At 66.9% G+C, this 13,630-nt stretch carries 14 protein-coding genes and 1 tRNA gene; 10 read left to right on the top strand and 5 right to left on the bottom strand.

Going from position 1 to position 13,630, the window contains the following annotated elements:
• Positions 1 to 15 precede the first annotated feature (15 nt).
• From mscL to B4U45_RS08635, 4 genes are all read right to left on the bottom strand, one after another.
• Positions 16 to 474: a large-conductance mechanosensitive channel protein MscL gene (gene mscL, locus B4U45_RS08650; protein WP_075549206.1), complete on the bottom strand. Its 459-nt coding sequence runs from the start codon at positions 472 to 474 to the stop codon at positions 16 to 18.
• 116 nt (positions 475 to 590) lie between these two features.
• Positions 591 to 1,256: an SAF domain-containing protein gene (locus B4U45_RS08645; RefSeq protein ID WP_075549275.1), complete on the bottom strand. Its 666-nt coding sequence runs from the start codon at positions 1,254 to 1,256 to the stop codon at positions 591 to 593.
• A gap of 65 nt (positions 1,257 to 1,321) precedes the next feature.
• Complete coding sequence (locus B4U45_RS08640) at positions 1,322 to 1,633, bottom strand: FmdB family zinc ribbon protein (protein ID WP_075549207.1); 312 nt, start codon at positions 1,631 to 1,633, stop codon at positions 1,322 to 1,324.
• A 69-nt stretch (positions 1,634 to 1,702) separates the two neighbouring features.
• Complete coding sequence (locus B4U45_RS08635; RefSeq protein WP_075549276.1) at positions 1,703 to 2,299, bottom strand: 5-formyltetrahydrofolate cyclo-ligase; 597 nt, start codon at positions 2,297 to 2,299, stop codon at positions 1,703 to 1,705.
• A gap of 77 nt (positions 2,300 to 2,376) precedes the next feature.
• On the opposite strand from B4U45_RS08635, the gene B4U45_RS08630 reads away from it, so the two are divergent.
• The 5 genes from B4U45_RS08630 (at position 2,377) to B4U45_RS08610 (ending at position 6,811) form a co-directional block, all read left to right on the top strand.
• The gene (locus B4U45_RS08630; RefSeq protein WP_063471203.1) at positions 2,377 to 3,285 is read left to right on the top strand and encodes a UTP--glucose-1-phosphate uridylyltransferase; all 909 of its coding nucleotides are present in this window, start codon (positions 2,377 to 2,379) and stop codon (positions 3,283 to 3,285) included.
• Positions 3,286 to 3,370: 85 nt separating this feature from the next.
• Positions 3,371 to 4,660, top strand: coding sequence for a molybdotransferase-like divisome protein Glp (gene glp, locus B4U45_RS08625; RefSeq protein ID WP_075549208.1), 1,290 nt, complete (start codon positions 3,371 to 3,373; stop codon positions 4,658 to 4,660).
• Positions 4,661 to 4,681: 21 nt separating this feature from the next.
• Entirely contained in the window at positions 4,682 to 5,335 is a 654-nt protein-coding gene (locus tag B4U45_RS08620; RefSeq protein ID WP_082275620.1) for a GNAT family N-acetyltransferase, read from the top strand.
• A gap of 199 nt (positions 5,336 to 5,534) precedes the next feature.
• Complete coding sequence (gene sepX, locus B4U45_RS08615; protein ID WP_075549210.1) at positions 5,535 to 6,686, top strand: divisome protein SepX/GlpR; 1,152 nt, start codon at positions 5,535 to 5,537, stop codon at positions 6,684 to 6,686.
• A gap of 52 nt (positions 6,687 to 6,738) precedes the next feature.
• A tRNA-Ala gene (locus B4U45_RS08610) sits at positions 6,739 to 6,811 on the top strand.
• A 13-nt stretch (positions 6,812 to 6,824) separates the two neighbouring features.
• Here B4U45_RS08610 and B4U45_RS08605 read toward each other — a convergent pair.
• A complete protein-coding gene (locus B4U45_RS08605) occupies positions 6,825 to 7,619 on the bottom strand; it encodes an FkbM family methyltransferase (protein WP_075549277.1) in 795 nt (264 codons plus the stop codon).
• A gap of 339 nt (positions 7,620 to 7,958) precedes the next feature.
• Between B4U45_RS08605 and B4U45_RS08600 the strand changes: the two genes are divergently transcribed.
• The 5 genes from B4U45_RS08600 to B4U45_RS08580 all read left to right on the top strand — a co-directional run bounded on the left by B4U45_RS08600 (position 7,959) and on the right by B4U45_RS08580 (position 13,608).
• A complete protein-coding gene (locus tag B4U45_RS08600; protein WP_075549211.1) occupies positions 7,959 to 9,341 on the top strand; it encodes a tyrosine-protein kinase domain-containing protein in 1,383 nt (460 codons plus the stop codon).
• Positions 9,338 to 10,810: an O-antigen ligase family protein gene (locus B4U45_RS08595; RefSeq protein WP_075549212.1), complete on the top strand. Its 1,473-nt coding sequence runs from the start codon at positions 9,338 to 9,340 to the stop codon at positions 10,808 to 10,810. The genes B4U45_RS08600 and B4U45_RS08595 overlap by 4 nt, the downstream gene beginning before the upstream one ends.
• A 20-nt stretch (positions 10,811 to 10,830) precedes the next feature.
• Complete coding sequence (locus B4U45_RS08590; protein ID WP_232336916.1) at positions 10,831 to 11,928, top strand: glycosyltransferase family 4 protein; 1,098 nt, start codon at positions 10,831 to 10,833, stop codon at positions 11,926 to 11,928.
• A 76-nt stretch (positions 11,929 to 12,004) separates the two neighbouring features.
• A complete protein-coding gene (locus B4U45_RS08585; RefSeq protein ID WP_232336917.1) occupies positions 12,005 to 12,763 on the top strand; it encodes a class I SAM-dependent methyltransferase in 759 nt (252 codons plus the stop codon).
• A gap of 338 nt (positions 12,764 to 13,101) precedes the next feature.
• Positions 13,102 to 13,608, top strand: a complete 507-nt coding sequence (locus B4U45_RS08580) for a class I SAM-dependent methyltransferase (protein WP_240316685.1) — start codon at positions 13,102 to 13,104, stop codon at positions 13,606 to 13,608.
• The last annotated feature ends 22 nt before the right edge of the window (positions 13,609 to 13,630 follow it).

Raw genomic sequence — 13,630 nt, 5'->3', positions numbered from 1 at the left:
GAAGTAACCCGCGGATCAGGTGTCCGCGCGAGGCCCGTGGTTGGGCGGCGGCGACAGGGCCGCGGCCGCCGAACCATGCTTGCCCGACGTGCCGCTGCCGTTGGTTTGGGCCAGCAAGTCCCGGATCTCGGTGAGCAGGACCACCTGTGCGTCGTCCGCCTGCTCGACCTCACCTTTTTTGCGCAGCCTGTTGTACGGCAGCACGATCAGGAAGTACACCACGGCGGCGATCAGCACAAAGTTGATGGCCGCCGACACGAGGATGTTCAAGTCGATGGCCTGCCCGCCGCCGATGTCCAACCGCAGGATGCCGAAGCTGGTCTGCTGGTTGACACCGACCCGGGTTATCAACGGCGTGATGATGCTGTCGGTGAATTTGGTGACCAACGCCGTGAACGCGGTGCCGATGACCACCGCGACGGCCAGGTCGACGATATTGCCCCGCGCGAGAAACTCCTTGAACCCTTTGAGCATGGGTAGCGCCTTTCCCCAGTCGATGTCGTCTGATCCTGTGCTTGCATGCCGGGCCGTTGTCTCGGCACGTCGAAGGCAGACGGTATCTCAGATGCGGGTTATTTGTGGCTGCCGGCTCAATGCAAGGTCAGCGTCACCGTCTGCCCCAGCACCGCGCCCGCGACCGTATTCGCCAGGCGTGCCGGCAGGACGACCAACACCACCCGGTCATCGCGTGGCTGAAGTTCCTGTTTGGCCGACACCAGCACGACGACGGCGTCGGTGGCCACGACCTTGCTGACCGGCGACGCAGCCGCCGGTGAGTCGGTAGCCGGCGCCGCAAGCACGTCCACCACGTCGCCGACCCGGACAAGGTCGATCAGCGCGCTATCGGCCAGATGGAGTGGGACGATGCGGGCGCCGGGACCGGCAGTCGACTCGGCCAGTCGGCTGCCCAGGATCCGCACATCGGTGAGCACCTCGCCGCGTCGCGCCGGGCCTGCCAGCGTCGAACCGACCACTGCCTCCAGGTCGGCCCGTGATCCATCGGGAAGCGTTGCCGCCGAACGCGTTTCGAGCCGGATGTCGTCATAGGTCAGAGCACTGCCCGGGCGCAGGTCCCGAGCGGCGACCACCACCAGCGAACCCTCGGCCTCGGTATTCGACCGCAGCGCTGCTACGCCGGCCAGCACGACGAGTCCAGCGGCGGCGATGCGCCGCGCCAGGACGGTCCGGGTCCAGTCCGGGCGCAGCAGCATCGATAGGCGGCTGAACAGGGATGCGTTCAGCGATGGTTCGGCCACCGACACACCGTATGCGCGAAGCAGCGCCGGCGATGCCGGTCAGGAAGCGACCTGTGGATAACCGGTCAGCTCGTAGCGCCCGCGGTAACCGGGGCGGCGGTGCTGGTGGACTTCTCCGCCGGGCTCGACGACTTGGTCTCGCTCGACGTGGTCTCGGTGGATGACGACCCGTTGGTGGAGCTCTTCGACTTCTTGTCGGTTTCGCGGCTGTCGGTGCGGTAAAAACCGCTGCCCTTGAAGACGACGCCAACCGAGTTGAACAGCTTGCGCAGCCGACCGGAGCACTTCCCGCAGGTGGTCAGCGCTTCGTCGGTGAAGGCTTGCACAACGTCGAAGCGGTCGGCGCACTCGGTGCACGCGTAGCTGTAAGTCGGCACAAGAACCTCCGGAAAATTCGGCTTGGGCTAGCACTCTACCTTCTCAAGTGCTAGAACCACCACGTGACATCAGTCATTCCCGCACGGGAGCGCGATTAATCCGCATGTGGGTGTGACGACATGGGTCATTCGCACGTCGTGTGCTTCCTGCGGCAGTTCGTCGACCAATTCCTCGTCGCGGACCAGCGCAATCAGCCATGTGTGCGGGTTCATCCCAGCCAGGGAGCGGTCGTAGAAACCAAGCCCCTTGCCCAGCCGCACGCCCCGGCGGTCCACGGCCAGCGCCGGCACGAGTACCAGGCCGGCCTCGGTCACCGCCGATTCCGGCAGCCAGGGTTCGGGCGGCTCCAGCAGTCCCCACCGGCCCCGCACCAGCTCGCCGGGGCGGTACTCACCCCACAACAGCGCTAATGGGACGTTGTCCGCGGCGACCCGGGCCACCGGCAACAGCACCCGTGCCGCGCGGTGCCGCAATGCCATGAGCATGTCCATCGACCCGGGCTCGCCGCCCACCGGCACATAGGCGCAGACCGTGATGTGGCCGCTCACCAACGGCTCCAGATGCCGGGTGAACAGCCCAGCCTCGGTGGCCCGGACGTCGTCGGCAACCAGGCGACGCGCGGCCAGCACCCGTCGCCGCAACGCTGCCTTGCCTGCGGTTGTCACGCCCACAACGATGACAGGCCGGGAATTCGCCACGCCGAACCCACCCGGCAAATCCGGTGAGAGTTATCGTGTGAACGATGTCATCAGATGTTCCGGTCCCTTTCACGGCGATCGTCCCCGCAGCCGGCCTGGGCACGCGGTTTCTGCCCGCGACCAAGACGGTGCCCAAGGAGCTGCTGCCGGTCGTCGACACGCCCGGAATCGAGCTGGTGGCCGCCGAGGCGGCTGCCGCCGGTGCCGAGCGCCTGGTGATCGTCACCTCCGAGGGCAAGGACAGTGTGGTCGCCCATTTCGTCGAGGATCTGGTGCTCGAGGGCACCCTCGAGGCCCGCGGCAAGACGGCCATGCTGGCCAAGGTGCGTCGCGCTCCGGAGCTGATCAAGGTGGAGTCCGTGGTGCAGTCGGAGCCGCTGGGACTCGGACACGCCATCGGCTGTGTAGAGCCCGCGCTGGCTGCGGACGAGGACGCCGTCGCGGTGCTGCTGCCCGATGACCTGGTGCTGCCGACCGGGGTGCTGAAGACCATGTCGAAGGTACGGGCCCGGCTAGGCGGCACAGTGTTATGCGCCATCGAGGTGACACCCGAGGAGATCAGCGCCTACGGGGTCTTCGATGTCGAACCGGCCCCGGATGCCGAGATGGCCGACGTGCTGAGGGTCAAGGGGATGGTCGAAAAGCCCAAGGCGCAGGACGCCCCGTCGATGTACGCGGCAGCCGGTCGCTACGTGCTCGACCGGGCGATCTTCGATGCGTTGCGCCGCATCGACCGGGGAGCGGGTGGGGAAGTCCAGCTCACCGACGCCATTGCGCTGCTGATTGCCGAGGGCCATCCGGTGCACGTGGTCGTGCACCGGGGATCCCGACACGACTTGGGAAATCCCGGCGGCTACCTCAAGGCTGCGGTTGACTTTGCATTGGATCGCGACGATTACGGCCCGGAGTTGCGGCGATGGTTGGTGGCGCGATTGGGTCTGACCGAGCAGTAGCCGGGCAGCGTGGGGCGACCCGCCCTCGGGGCGAGCCGGGTGATCGGGCCCAGCTCGCCCACCTGGCTCGACGGAAAGGCGTGCTGTGCGTTCTGTGGAGGAGCAGCAGGCCCGAATATCGGCCGCCGCGGTAGCCCCGAGGCCGATCCGGGTTGCCATCGCCGAGGCGCAGGGTCTGATGTGTGCCGAGGAAGTGGTGACCGAGCGCCCGCTGCCCGGTTTCGACCAGGCCGCGATCGACGGCTACGCGGTGCGCAGCGTCGACGTGATGGGTGTCGGCCAAGACCTTGGCCCGGGGGCCACCGAGTTCTTTGCCGACGACGCGAGCCTCGAGGGCCGCGAGGTGGTGACCCTGCCGGTGATGGGCACCATCGAAGCGGGTGCGCGCACCCCGACGAGGCTGCAGCCGCGCCAGGCGGCCCGGGTGCAGACCGGGGCCCCGCTGCCCGCTTTGGCCGATACCGTGCTGCCGTTGCGCTGGACCGACGGTGGGATGTCGCGGGTGCGGGTGCTGCGCGGCGCGCCGTCGGGCGCCTATGTGCGCCATGCCGGGGACGATGTGCAGCCCGGTGACGTCGCGGTGCGCGCCGGCACCATCATCGGCCCGGCGCAGGTGGGCCTGCTGGCTGCGGTCGGCCGGGAACGGGTGCTGGTGCACCCGCGTCCGCGGCTGTCGGTCATGGCCGTCGGCGGCGAGTTGGTCGACATCTGTCGGACCCCGGGCAACGGGCAGGTGTATGACGTCAACTCCTACGCCTTGGCCGCCGCCGGCCGCGATGCCGGGGCCGAGGTGAACCGGGTCGGCATCGTCAGCAACAACCCCAAGGAACTCGGCGAGATCGTCGAGGGTCAGCTCAACCGCGCGGAGCTGGTGGTGATCGCCGGCGGGGTCGGCGGTGCTGCCGCCGAAGCGGTGCGCGCGGTGCTGTCCGAACTCGGCGAGATGGAAGTCGTCCGGGTCGCGATGCATCCCGGATCTGTCCAGGGGTTCGGGCAGTTGGGGCGCGATCGGGTTCCGACGTTTCTGCTGCCGGCCAATCCGGTCAGCGCGCTGGTGGTTTTTGAGGTGATGGTCCGGCCGCTGATCAGGCTGTCGCTGGGCAAGCGGCAGCCGATGCGCCGGATCGTGCAGGCCCGCACCTTGTCGCCGATTACCTCGGTGGCCGGGCGCAAGGGTTACCTGCGCGGTCAGCTGATGCGCGATCAGGATAGCGGCGAGTACCTGGTGCAAGCGCTTGGCGGGGCCGCGGGCGGATCGTCGCACCTGCTCGCCACCTTGGCCGAGGCCAACTGTCTGGTTGTGGTTCCCACCGGAGCGGAGCAGATTCGCACCGGCGAGATCGTCGACGTCGCCTTCCTGGCCCAGCACGGCTAGGCGCAACCGCGGCACTTTCTTGTGAACCTGTTGCGCTCGAGTTACCGCCATCCCGGGTGGCCGATGAACGTCGGGCCGCTGCGGGTCCGGGCGGGAGTGATCCGATTGCGACCGGTCCGGATGCGCGACGGCGCGCAGTGGAGCCGGATCCGGATGGCCGATCGTGCCCACCTGGAGCCGTGGGAGCCGAGCGCGGAAGGTGACTGGACGATCCGGCATTCGGTCGCCGCATGGCCGGCGGTGTGTTCGGGTCTGCGTTCGGAGGCTCGCAAAGGCCGCATGCTGCCCTACGTCATCGAGCTCGACGGGAAGTTCTGCGGTCAATTGACCATTGGCAACGTCACTCACGGGGCGCTTCGATCGGCCTGGATCGGCTACTGGGTGCCGAGCACCCATACCGGTGGTGGGGTGGCCACCGGTGCCTTGGCGCTGGGCCTCGACCACAGCTTCGGCCGGGTGGGACTGCATCGGGTGGAGGCCACCGTGCGTCCGGAGAATGCCGCCAGCCGTGCCGTTTTGGCGAAGGTCGGTTTTCGCGAGGAAGGGCTGCTGCGCCGCTACCTCCAGGTCGACTCGGCATGGCGCGACCACCTGCTGGTGGCGATCACCATGGAAGAGGTCGACGGGTCGGTGGTGTCGAGGCTGATCCGCGCCGGCCTGGCGAGTTTGCCCTGAGCCGGAGCCGCGAAGTGCGGTTCAGCAAGGCTCGGGCGAGCCGCCGTTGATCGGGAAAATTGTGGCTGACGCGACACGTGTGACTCGTGGTGCTTGTGAGAGGCAAATTACAGGTGTGTAATTGCCTCAGGCGCATGGCCCGGCCGCGTTGGCCAACGATAGGGCCGCGCGGAGATCGGAACCGAAGAGAGCAGGTACCATGCCAAGCATCCCGCAGTCGCTCTTGTGGATATCGCTCGTGGTGCTCTGGCTGTTCGTGCTGGTGCCCATGCTCATCAGCAAACGCGACGCGGTGCGGCGCACCAGCGACGTCGCCTTGGCGACCCGGGTGCTCAATGGTGGTGCCAGCGCGCGACTGCTCAAGCGCACGGGTCCCGCCGCCGGTCATCGCAGTGATCCCCACTGGAAACCCGAGGAAGAGTGGGGCGCCGAGCCCATTGGCCAGGCCGAAGACGACGAGGAGCAGGACACCGCTCCGGTCCACGATGTGGCGAAGGACGCCGACGTTGCCGACGACGCCAGCCGGGGGGCGGTCGTCATGAAGGTCGGCGCCGCGCGCGCGGCTCGCGAAACCGAGGACGACCGGCCGGACTACCTGGACGTCGAGGTGGTCGAGGAGAACGCGGGAGCGCTTCCGGTCGGGGCCAGCGCCCGAATGGCCGAGCCCACGCCGCTGGCGGTCGATGGCCGATCCGATGCGGATGAACCCGCCGTCGAGGACGACGCCGCTGACGACTCAGAACTCGACACCGCAGAACTGTTCGCGGTGCGGGCCGGCGGCCGGGAGCATGCCGACCGTGCCGGCCGTGCGGACGACGAATACGAATACGTCGAGGACTCATCCGGTCTGGAACCTGCGGAGGATCCCGAGGACGACCACGACGTGCCGGCCAGTTTCACCCCCGGCGCCTCACGGCGGCGCCGGTTCGACACCAAGACCGCCGCCGCGGTGAGCGCGCGCAAGTACGCGTTTCGCAAGCGCATGCTGATGGCGATGGCGTTGGTCCTGGTGGGCTCGGCGGTTGCGGCCTTCGAGGTGACGCCGCTGGCATGGTGGTTGTGCGGTAGCGCCATCACAGTCACCGTTCTCTACCTGGCCTATTTGCGCCGGCAAACCCGCATCGAGGAGAAGGTCCGTCGTCGCCGGATGCATCGGATGGCGCGGGCGCGGGTCGGCGTGGAGAACGCTCATGACCGCGACTACGACGTGGTGCCGTCCCGGTTGCGGCGTCCCGGCGCGGTGGTCCTGGAAATCGACGACGAGGACCCGATCTTCGAGCACCTGGACAGCGCGGTCCCGATGCGACACTACGGGTGGTCGCGCGATCTACCGCGCGCCGTCGGTCAGTAGCCCCGGCAGGTTCGGTAATCGGCTGCCGCGGCTGGTAGCCTGCTAGCGATCAGGGGCTATGGCGCAGTTGGTAGCGCGACTCGTTCGCATCGAGTAGGTCAGGGGTTCGAATCCCCTTAGCTCCACAGGGTTTGAGCTTCACCCCTCCACCGGCACGAACACGAAGTTGTTGACGTACACGCCGTGGACCGCCCACGAGTCGTCCGGGCCGCCGATGTTTGCCGGGTTTTGATGCTGCGTGGGGTCGAACTCTTCGACCGGCCGCCGAGTGTCGCCGAGTTCGAAGTAGCCCGCATAGCCGAAGCCCGTCAGCAACGCGGTGATGTCAGCGACGGCGTTGGGGCGATGGCGTTCCTCGGCTTCCACCAGAATCACCGGCCGGTTGCGCCGGAGCGTTTCCGCGGCGCCGCGCAACACAGCCAGTTCGTGGCCCTCGACGTCGATCTTGATCAGGCCGACGCCGTCCAACCGCAGATCGTCGAGGCGCTTGACCGGCACGTCGATGCACTGGATGCCGCTGCCATCCACGTCGCCCAGGACATTGTGGGTGTCGATCGTGCTCCGGCCCGGTTCGGAGTCGACGACACGCATGGCCGCCACGCCGGACTTGTCCGAGAGCGCCACCGCCTCCACCCGCACCGCGGCGTCGACCGCAGCGAACATGGCCGCCAGATCGCGGGCCTGGGCCGGCCGGGGTTCGAACGCTATGACCGACCGCGACGCCGGAAGCATCGCGATCGTGACGTCGCCGACGTCGGCTCCGATATCCAGCGAAATGCGGTTCGGATCGCATAACGACGCCGCCAGCCGCGCGTCCGTGCCGGATTCGTCGAGACGCTGGAGCAATCGGTATTTCCGCCGCCAGAACAAGCGTGGCGCGACAGCTTTCACCGCCGGGGCCAGCCGGCGTTTGACCGAGCGCGCTAGGGGCATGTGGCGTATCTCCAGCAGCATTTCCTCGCGATCACCGGCTGTGCGTCCATGGCCATTCGCTACCGGCTACCTCGTTGCTGGGCGTGAAGATAACGCTGCGGCGTGGATCCTACGCTATGCCCGACTCCCTACCTGTCCTGCCAGGCAGGCGAGCCGCGGCGCGGCATACCGGGAGTCAGCAAAATTCGCGATTGTTCGGCCCTACGCAGCGATCTTGACGATGCGTTGCACGGTAATGCTGCATAATGTGCTCGCGGTCGGCGCCGCGGGTGCGCAGTAGACAGTATCGGCCCTATTCGTGTGACGTCGGGTCAAGGTCGGGTCAAGAAAGGGCAGTGGATGGATTTCCGCACCTTCGTTCAGACCCTCCTCATGCGATGGAAACTCGTCGCGGCCGCGCTGCTGGCCTGTCTGGCCGGTGCGGCAGCAGTCACGATCTTCCAGAACAAGGCGTACCAATCGTCGGCCACCGTTTTCATCTCGATTGCTGGCGCGACCGACGTCACCGAGGTCTACTGGGGCGGGCAGGCTGCACAAGACCGGTTGTCGTCGTACGCCGAGATTGCCGGCGGGCGTGCCGTAGCAGAGCGCGCCGTCAGTCGTCTGCAACTCCCGATCAGCGGCGACACCCTGGTGAGCAATACCCAGGTGAAATACACCCCGAAGTCGATGCTGTTCACGATCACCGTCACCGATACCGATCCCAAGCGTGCCGCGCTGCTCGCCGGAGCGATGGCCGATTCGTTTGCCACGCTGGTCCCGACACTCGACCTCAACGCGCGTCCGCAGGGCCGGGACGCACCCCAGCCGCCGAAGCCGATGCCGACGGCCACCGCGATCGTCGTCAAGCAGCCCGAGATACCCAGCCGTCCGATCAGGCCGATGCCGCTGCGCAACTTGGCGATGGGACTCACCGCCGGGGTGCTGCTTGGCATCGCGGTGGCACTGACCCGGGAGGCCAGCGATCGCACCGTCCGCAGCCGCGGGAAGTTGGAACAACTTTCCGGCCTGCCGACATTGGCCGAATTGCCCGGAAAGCACGGCACCACACCGCGGTTCGGCTCCGACGTCACGGTCGACGACGCGGTGCGCGGTTTGCGCACCCGACTGCTCAGGGCCATCGGACCCGAGGCCCGTCGCGTGCTGGTGGCAGCGCCGTTCGGCGGTGAAGGAACCACGACGACGGCGCTGAACTTGTCGCTGGCGCTTGCCGAATTCGGCGAAGACGTGCTGTTGGTCGAGGGCGATACCCGCCGACCCGTGATCGCCGGTTTGCTGCGAGTCGAATCGGGGGAGGGACTGGCCAACGCGCTGGCCAACCCCGCTATTGCCGCCGAAACCGTGAAGCGGACGCCGATTTCGAAGCTGTTCATTCTCGCGTCCCGATTCGTCCGCCGCGAGACTTCGCCCTGCAGTGCCTATCTACCGGAAGTGATCGACACCGTGCTGGCGGACCTGTCGTCGCGTTTCGACCGAATGGTGGTCGACGGGCCGCCGGTGCTGGCGACAGCCGACACCGGTCTGCTGGCCGGCGCCGTTCAAGCCACGGTGTTAGTGGTGCGGGCGGGGCGCACCACCGTCGAGGAACTCAACGACGCGCTGACCGCGCTGCGCGCTGCCGGCGCGCAGCTCGCCGGCACCGTGCTGACCGACGCCCGAGTGCCCCGGCACACCAGAGCCGCGGCTCGGATCTATCGGGCAAAGGTCAGCGGGTCGCCGTGATTTTCTACCTGCGGGATCGCCATCGCTTGGTGACGACCGGAGCAGTGTTCGCCACTTTTCTGTTCGGATGCTTTCTGGTGGGTGTGTTCGCGGTACGCCAGACCGGTCAGGGACTGATGCTGATCGCAGCGATATTCAGCCTGGTCGTGTACTGGGCAAAGCCCGAAGCGATGGTCTGGGTCGCGCTTTTCTGGGCGTTCGCGGCACTGCCGGCCGACTTGCACGTCGGCAAGGTCGTCGGCCCGGCGGTGATTTACGCCTACCAGGCAGCGCTGGTGCTGGCGATCTGTTACCTGATCCCGGTCGTGAAACCGCGATTCTCCGACTTCGTCCTGCCGGGGATGTTCGCGTTGATGGTGGTGTTTTCGACCGTTGCCGGACTGGCCGCCGGACATGCCTCCTGGGTGGTGATCCGTGAATCGACGACGCTGCTCGAAATGGTCGCCGGATTCATCCTTGCGTTGCTGATCGTGAAGGGCAATTACGTCAAAGGGTCGATCCATGCGATGGTCCTGATTCTGTGGTTCTCGGCTGCCATGGCAATCGTGGGTTCGTTTCATGCCATCCGGCTCGCCGGCCGGGCCGAAACCCTGCAGGGCACCGGTGCCGGCGAGGCCCTGCGGATCATCCTGTCGGCCCAGACACCGGCCACCGCCGTGCTGACCGCACTGATCGCCGCCGCGATCGTCGGGGGAGCCAGGCCCGCAATGTATCTGGCGCTGGGCCCACCCGCGTCGATCATCACGCTGCTGTCATTCAGCCGAAACCCATTGATCTCGTTCGCGGTGGCCGCCGTCGTCGCCCTACTTGCCGGGTTCAGCTGGTCAACCCTGCGCCGATCGGTCACCCTTACCGCGATCGGTGCGGTCGTCGTTGCGGCGACGCTGGCATGGTCGCTGTTCTTGCTGCAGGGTTCGTCGACCGGCGCGTGGGTCGCCGAGCAGTTCAGCGCATTCAATCGCCGGGTGCTCGGCGGGGTTTCGACGGGTGCGTTGGCAGTGGACCCATCGACGCTGGACAGGCTGCGCGAAGTCGACAACCTCGACCGCGCGATCGCGCAGGCGCCGCTGTTCGGCCACGGTCTGGGCTATGCCTACCAGCTGCCGTACGGGAACGACCCGGACGAGTTCACCATGAAGTTCTATCCGACCTACTCCCATCTCTTCTACCTGTGGTGGCTTGCCAAGGCCGGGGCGGTGGGCATGGCGGCATTTGCCGTGTTCGCGCTGACGCCGCTGTTTCGGGCGCTGCGCCGGGCATCGGCGCCGGCGAAGATCAGTGCGGCGGTCAGCGCCGGCCTCCTCGCGATGTCCGCCGTATGGCCGTTGCCGGAGATGCCGACCGACGCCGTTTCACTGGGTCTGGCCCTGGGAGCGACGATGGGGTTCGCCGGCGCGCGGTCCACGGGCGCGGAAGCGGACGGGACGGCCGCCAACCGGGCGCCGGTGCTCACCGGTGGGCTCGGGTGAATTGGGCCGGGGAGACTTCGGTGCCGGGGCCGCTGCGGGTGCTGGTGGTGGGTCCGGCGCCGATCGCCGCGGACAGCCGGGGCGGCATGGCCGCGGTGATCGCGCTCATGGCGGCACATCCCGACGAGCGGATCCATGTCACGGTGGTGCCGACGTTCGTCGACGAACCGCGATGGCGGCGGCTGCGGGTCGGGGTCCACGGGATGGTGCGCGCCACCTGGCTGGTGCTGCGCGGGCACACCGATGTTCTGCATGTTCATCTGGCGCACGGTGGCAGCGTGATCCGCAAGGCATTCCCGCTGTGGGCGGCGCGGCTGACCGGCATACCTACGGTGGTGCACGCCCACAGCTACGACTTCGGCGGCTGGTTCGATCAACTGCCGCCGCTGGTCCGGGCAGCGGTGCGGCGGATGCTGGCCGCCGATTGCTGGCTGGTGCTGGGCGAGCGTCACGCCGCGGAGTACGCCAGCCGGCTCCGATTGGCCGGTAGCCGAATCGGCGTGTTACACAACGCAGTCCGGATTCCGGACACACCGGTGACCCAGAGCGGTGCCGAGCCGGTCCATGCGGTGTCGTTGGGTCGGCTGGGGGCACGCAAGGGCAGCTACGACGTGATCGCCGCCGTCGCCTCGCTCGACGCTACTGTTCGCCGTCGGCTGCGGGTGACGCTGGCCGGGGACGGCGACGTCGACGAGGTGCGCGCGGCGGTCAGCAACGCCGGGCTAGATGCGACGATCCGCGTGGCGGGCTGGCTGGACCCCGCGGCACGCGACGAATTACTCGGCAGCGCACACGTTTTCGTATTACCCAGCTACAGCGAAGGTCTGCCGGTGGCGCTGCTGGAAGCAATGGCATACGGGCTGGCGCCGGTGACCACGATAGTCGGCAGCATCGCAGAGGTGGTCAGTGATCGCGTCGACGGCCTGATCGTCCGCCCCGGCCGCCCCGGTGAGATCGCGGAAGCGCTGAGCGCACTGGTGACCGACGAACAGCTGCGGGCGCACCTGGGCAGCGCCGCACGCGAGCGGGCTAGCGACTTCGGACTCGACCGCTGGTATCAGCGGCTGACACAGCTGTGGACCCGCCTGGCGAGCACGTCGGCAGCGCATTCGCGGTAGGTGGATTCGTGTCGACGGTATCGGCGAACCGGCTAGATTCAGTTGCCACACCATCGCACAGACGGGAAGTGCCGCGTTGACGCAAAGCGAAGAGTTCGCCGAGCAGTTCTTCGAATTGCAGACGGAGTCCAACAAAGAGTATTGGCACCGGCTGGGATTCGCGGCCCCGGACTGGACCGGCAAACGCGTGCTCGATGTCGGCTGTGGCCTCGGAGCGCTGTCCATCGAAATGGCTCAAGCGGGGGCCAGTGTGCTGGGCGTCGATCTGGACGAGAACCTCATCGCATTCGCCAACCGCAAGGTGGCGCAGGAATTTCCGCAGTTGCTCGACCGGGTGACTTTTCGAGCGGCCGATGCGATGTCCCTGCCGGTAGCCGAACCATTCGATGTGATCGTCTCCAAGGACGCCTTCGAGCATGCCCCGGACGTCGCGTCGTTGCTCAAGGCGCTCGACAAGCAATTGGCCCGGCCACAGGGAATTCTCTACGCAGGCTTCAGCCCGCTGTATTACAGCCCCTACGGCGACCATGGTCGCACCGGGCTGAAAGTGCCGTGGGCGCATGCAATTTTGCCCGAGCGTGTGGTGTATGCGGCCGCCGCCCGGCACAACGGACATCCGGTGGGCTCGCTCTTGGACATCGGCCTCAACGGCAATACCCCCGACCAGTTCCGGGCCGCGTTCGCCGCCAGTGGGCTGCGGATCATTCACCTCGCCTACAACTGCGGCGACAAACGGTTACTGCCGGTACTCGAGAAGGCCCGCAAGCGGTTCCGGCGGCTGGACCGATTTACCACGGTCAGCATTTATGCCGTCTTCGGTGTCCGATCGTCGTAGGCCGATTCCGGGCCGGAATTGCCCAGTCTCGCTTTATGTCTGAATACATTGCGCTCTTGCGGACGGCCGCCGCGACAGATTACTCTCGCTACGCGGCACTTGCCGGCTGCAGGTGTTCTAATGCCGCGATGCTAGATTCACCGACGGGCGACCTCAAAGAGTCGGGGCGAATGTCAACCTGGTTGCGGGATGCCGCTACGGGCGTCAATTCCAGACGATCGCTGTCCGGGCGCGCTCGGGCGCGACGGTGGCGGCACCTCATCGAGACCTTCCCGTCGCTTCGGGAAATGCGAGTGCTGGACCTCGGCGGAACACCCGAGTCGTGGCTATTGGCGCCGGTGCTGCCGAAATCGGTCACGGTGGTAAACCTGCTGCCCCAGGAACCGCCGGTCGAGGGCCAGGTCAAGGGTATTGTCGCGATCCACGCGGATGCGTGTGACCTGCCCGCGGCGATCGTGAGCGACCACTTCGATCTGGTGTACTCCAATTCGCTGCTCGAACACGTGGGCGGTCACGTGCGGCGCCAACGATTGGCTGACAACGTCCGCTCGCTGGGCGACCGACATTGGGTGCAGACGCCGTATCGGTATTTTCCGATCGAACCGCACTGGCTTTTTCCCGGCATGCAATGGTTGCCCTACGAGGCGCGCGTGCAGATATCGATGCACTGGAACCGCGGCCACATTCGAACGCACACTCGTGCGCAGGCGCAGGAACAGGTCGATGAGATTGATTTGATTGGTATTTCGCAGATGCGTCGATACTTCCCGTCGTCGACCATCTGGTACGAACGGTTTGCCGGATTGATCAAGTCGTTGGTCGCCATCCAAACCGGACCGGCGTAGGTTTTCCGGTCGCCGGGGGACG

Origin of the sequence: Mycobacterium persicum (assembly GCF_002086915.1) — a bacterium.
In the GTDB taxonomy this organism is placed as follows: domain Bacteria; phylum Actinomycetota; class Actinomycetes; order Mycobacteriales; family Mycobacteriaceae; genus Mycobacterium; species Mycobacterium persicum.
Note: the sequence above shows the minus strand (reverse complement) of the source record. Positions and strands in the feature narration are given on the sequence as shown.

What these genes read in the sequence shown, in the direction of transcription:
- mscL (WP_075549206.1), bottom strand. Translation starts at nt 474, where the DNA reads ATGCTCAAAGGGTTCAAGGAGTTTCTCGCGCGGGGCAATATCGTCGAC.
- sepX (WP_075549210.1), top strand. Translation starts at nt 5,535, where the DNA reads ATGCCAAGCATCCCGCAGTCGCTCTTGTGGATATCGCTCGTGGTGCTC.
- B4U45_RS08630 (WP_063471203.1), top strand. Translation starts at nt 2,377, where the DNA reads ATGTCATCAGATGTTCCGGTCCCTTTCACGGCGATCGTCCCCGCAGCC.
- B4U45_RS08600 (WP_075549211.1), top strand. Translation starts at nt 7,959, where the DNA reads ATGGATTTCCGCACCTTCGTTCAGACCCTCCTCATGCGATGGAAACTC.
- B4U45_RS08605 (WP_075549277.1), bottom strand. Translation starts at nt 7,619, where the DNA reads ATGCCCCTAGCGCGCTCGGTCAAACGCCGGCTGGCCCCGGCGGTGAAA.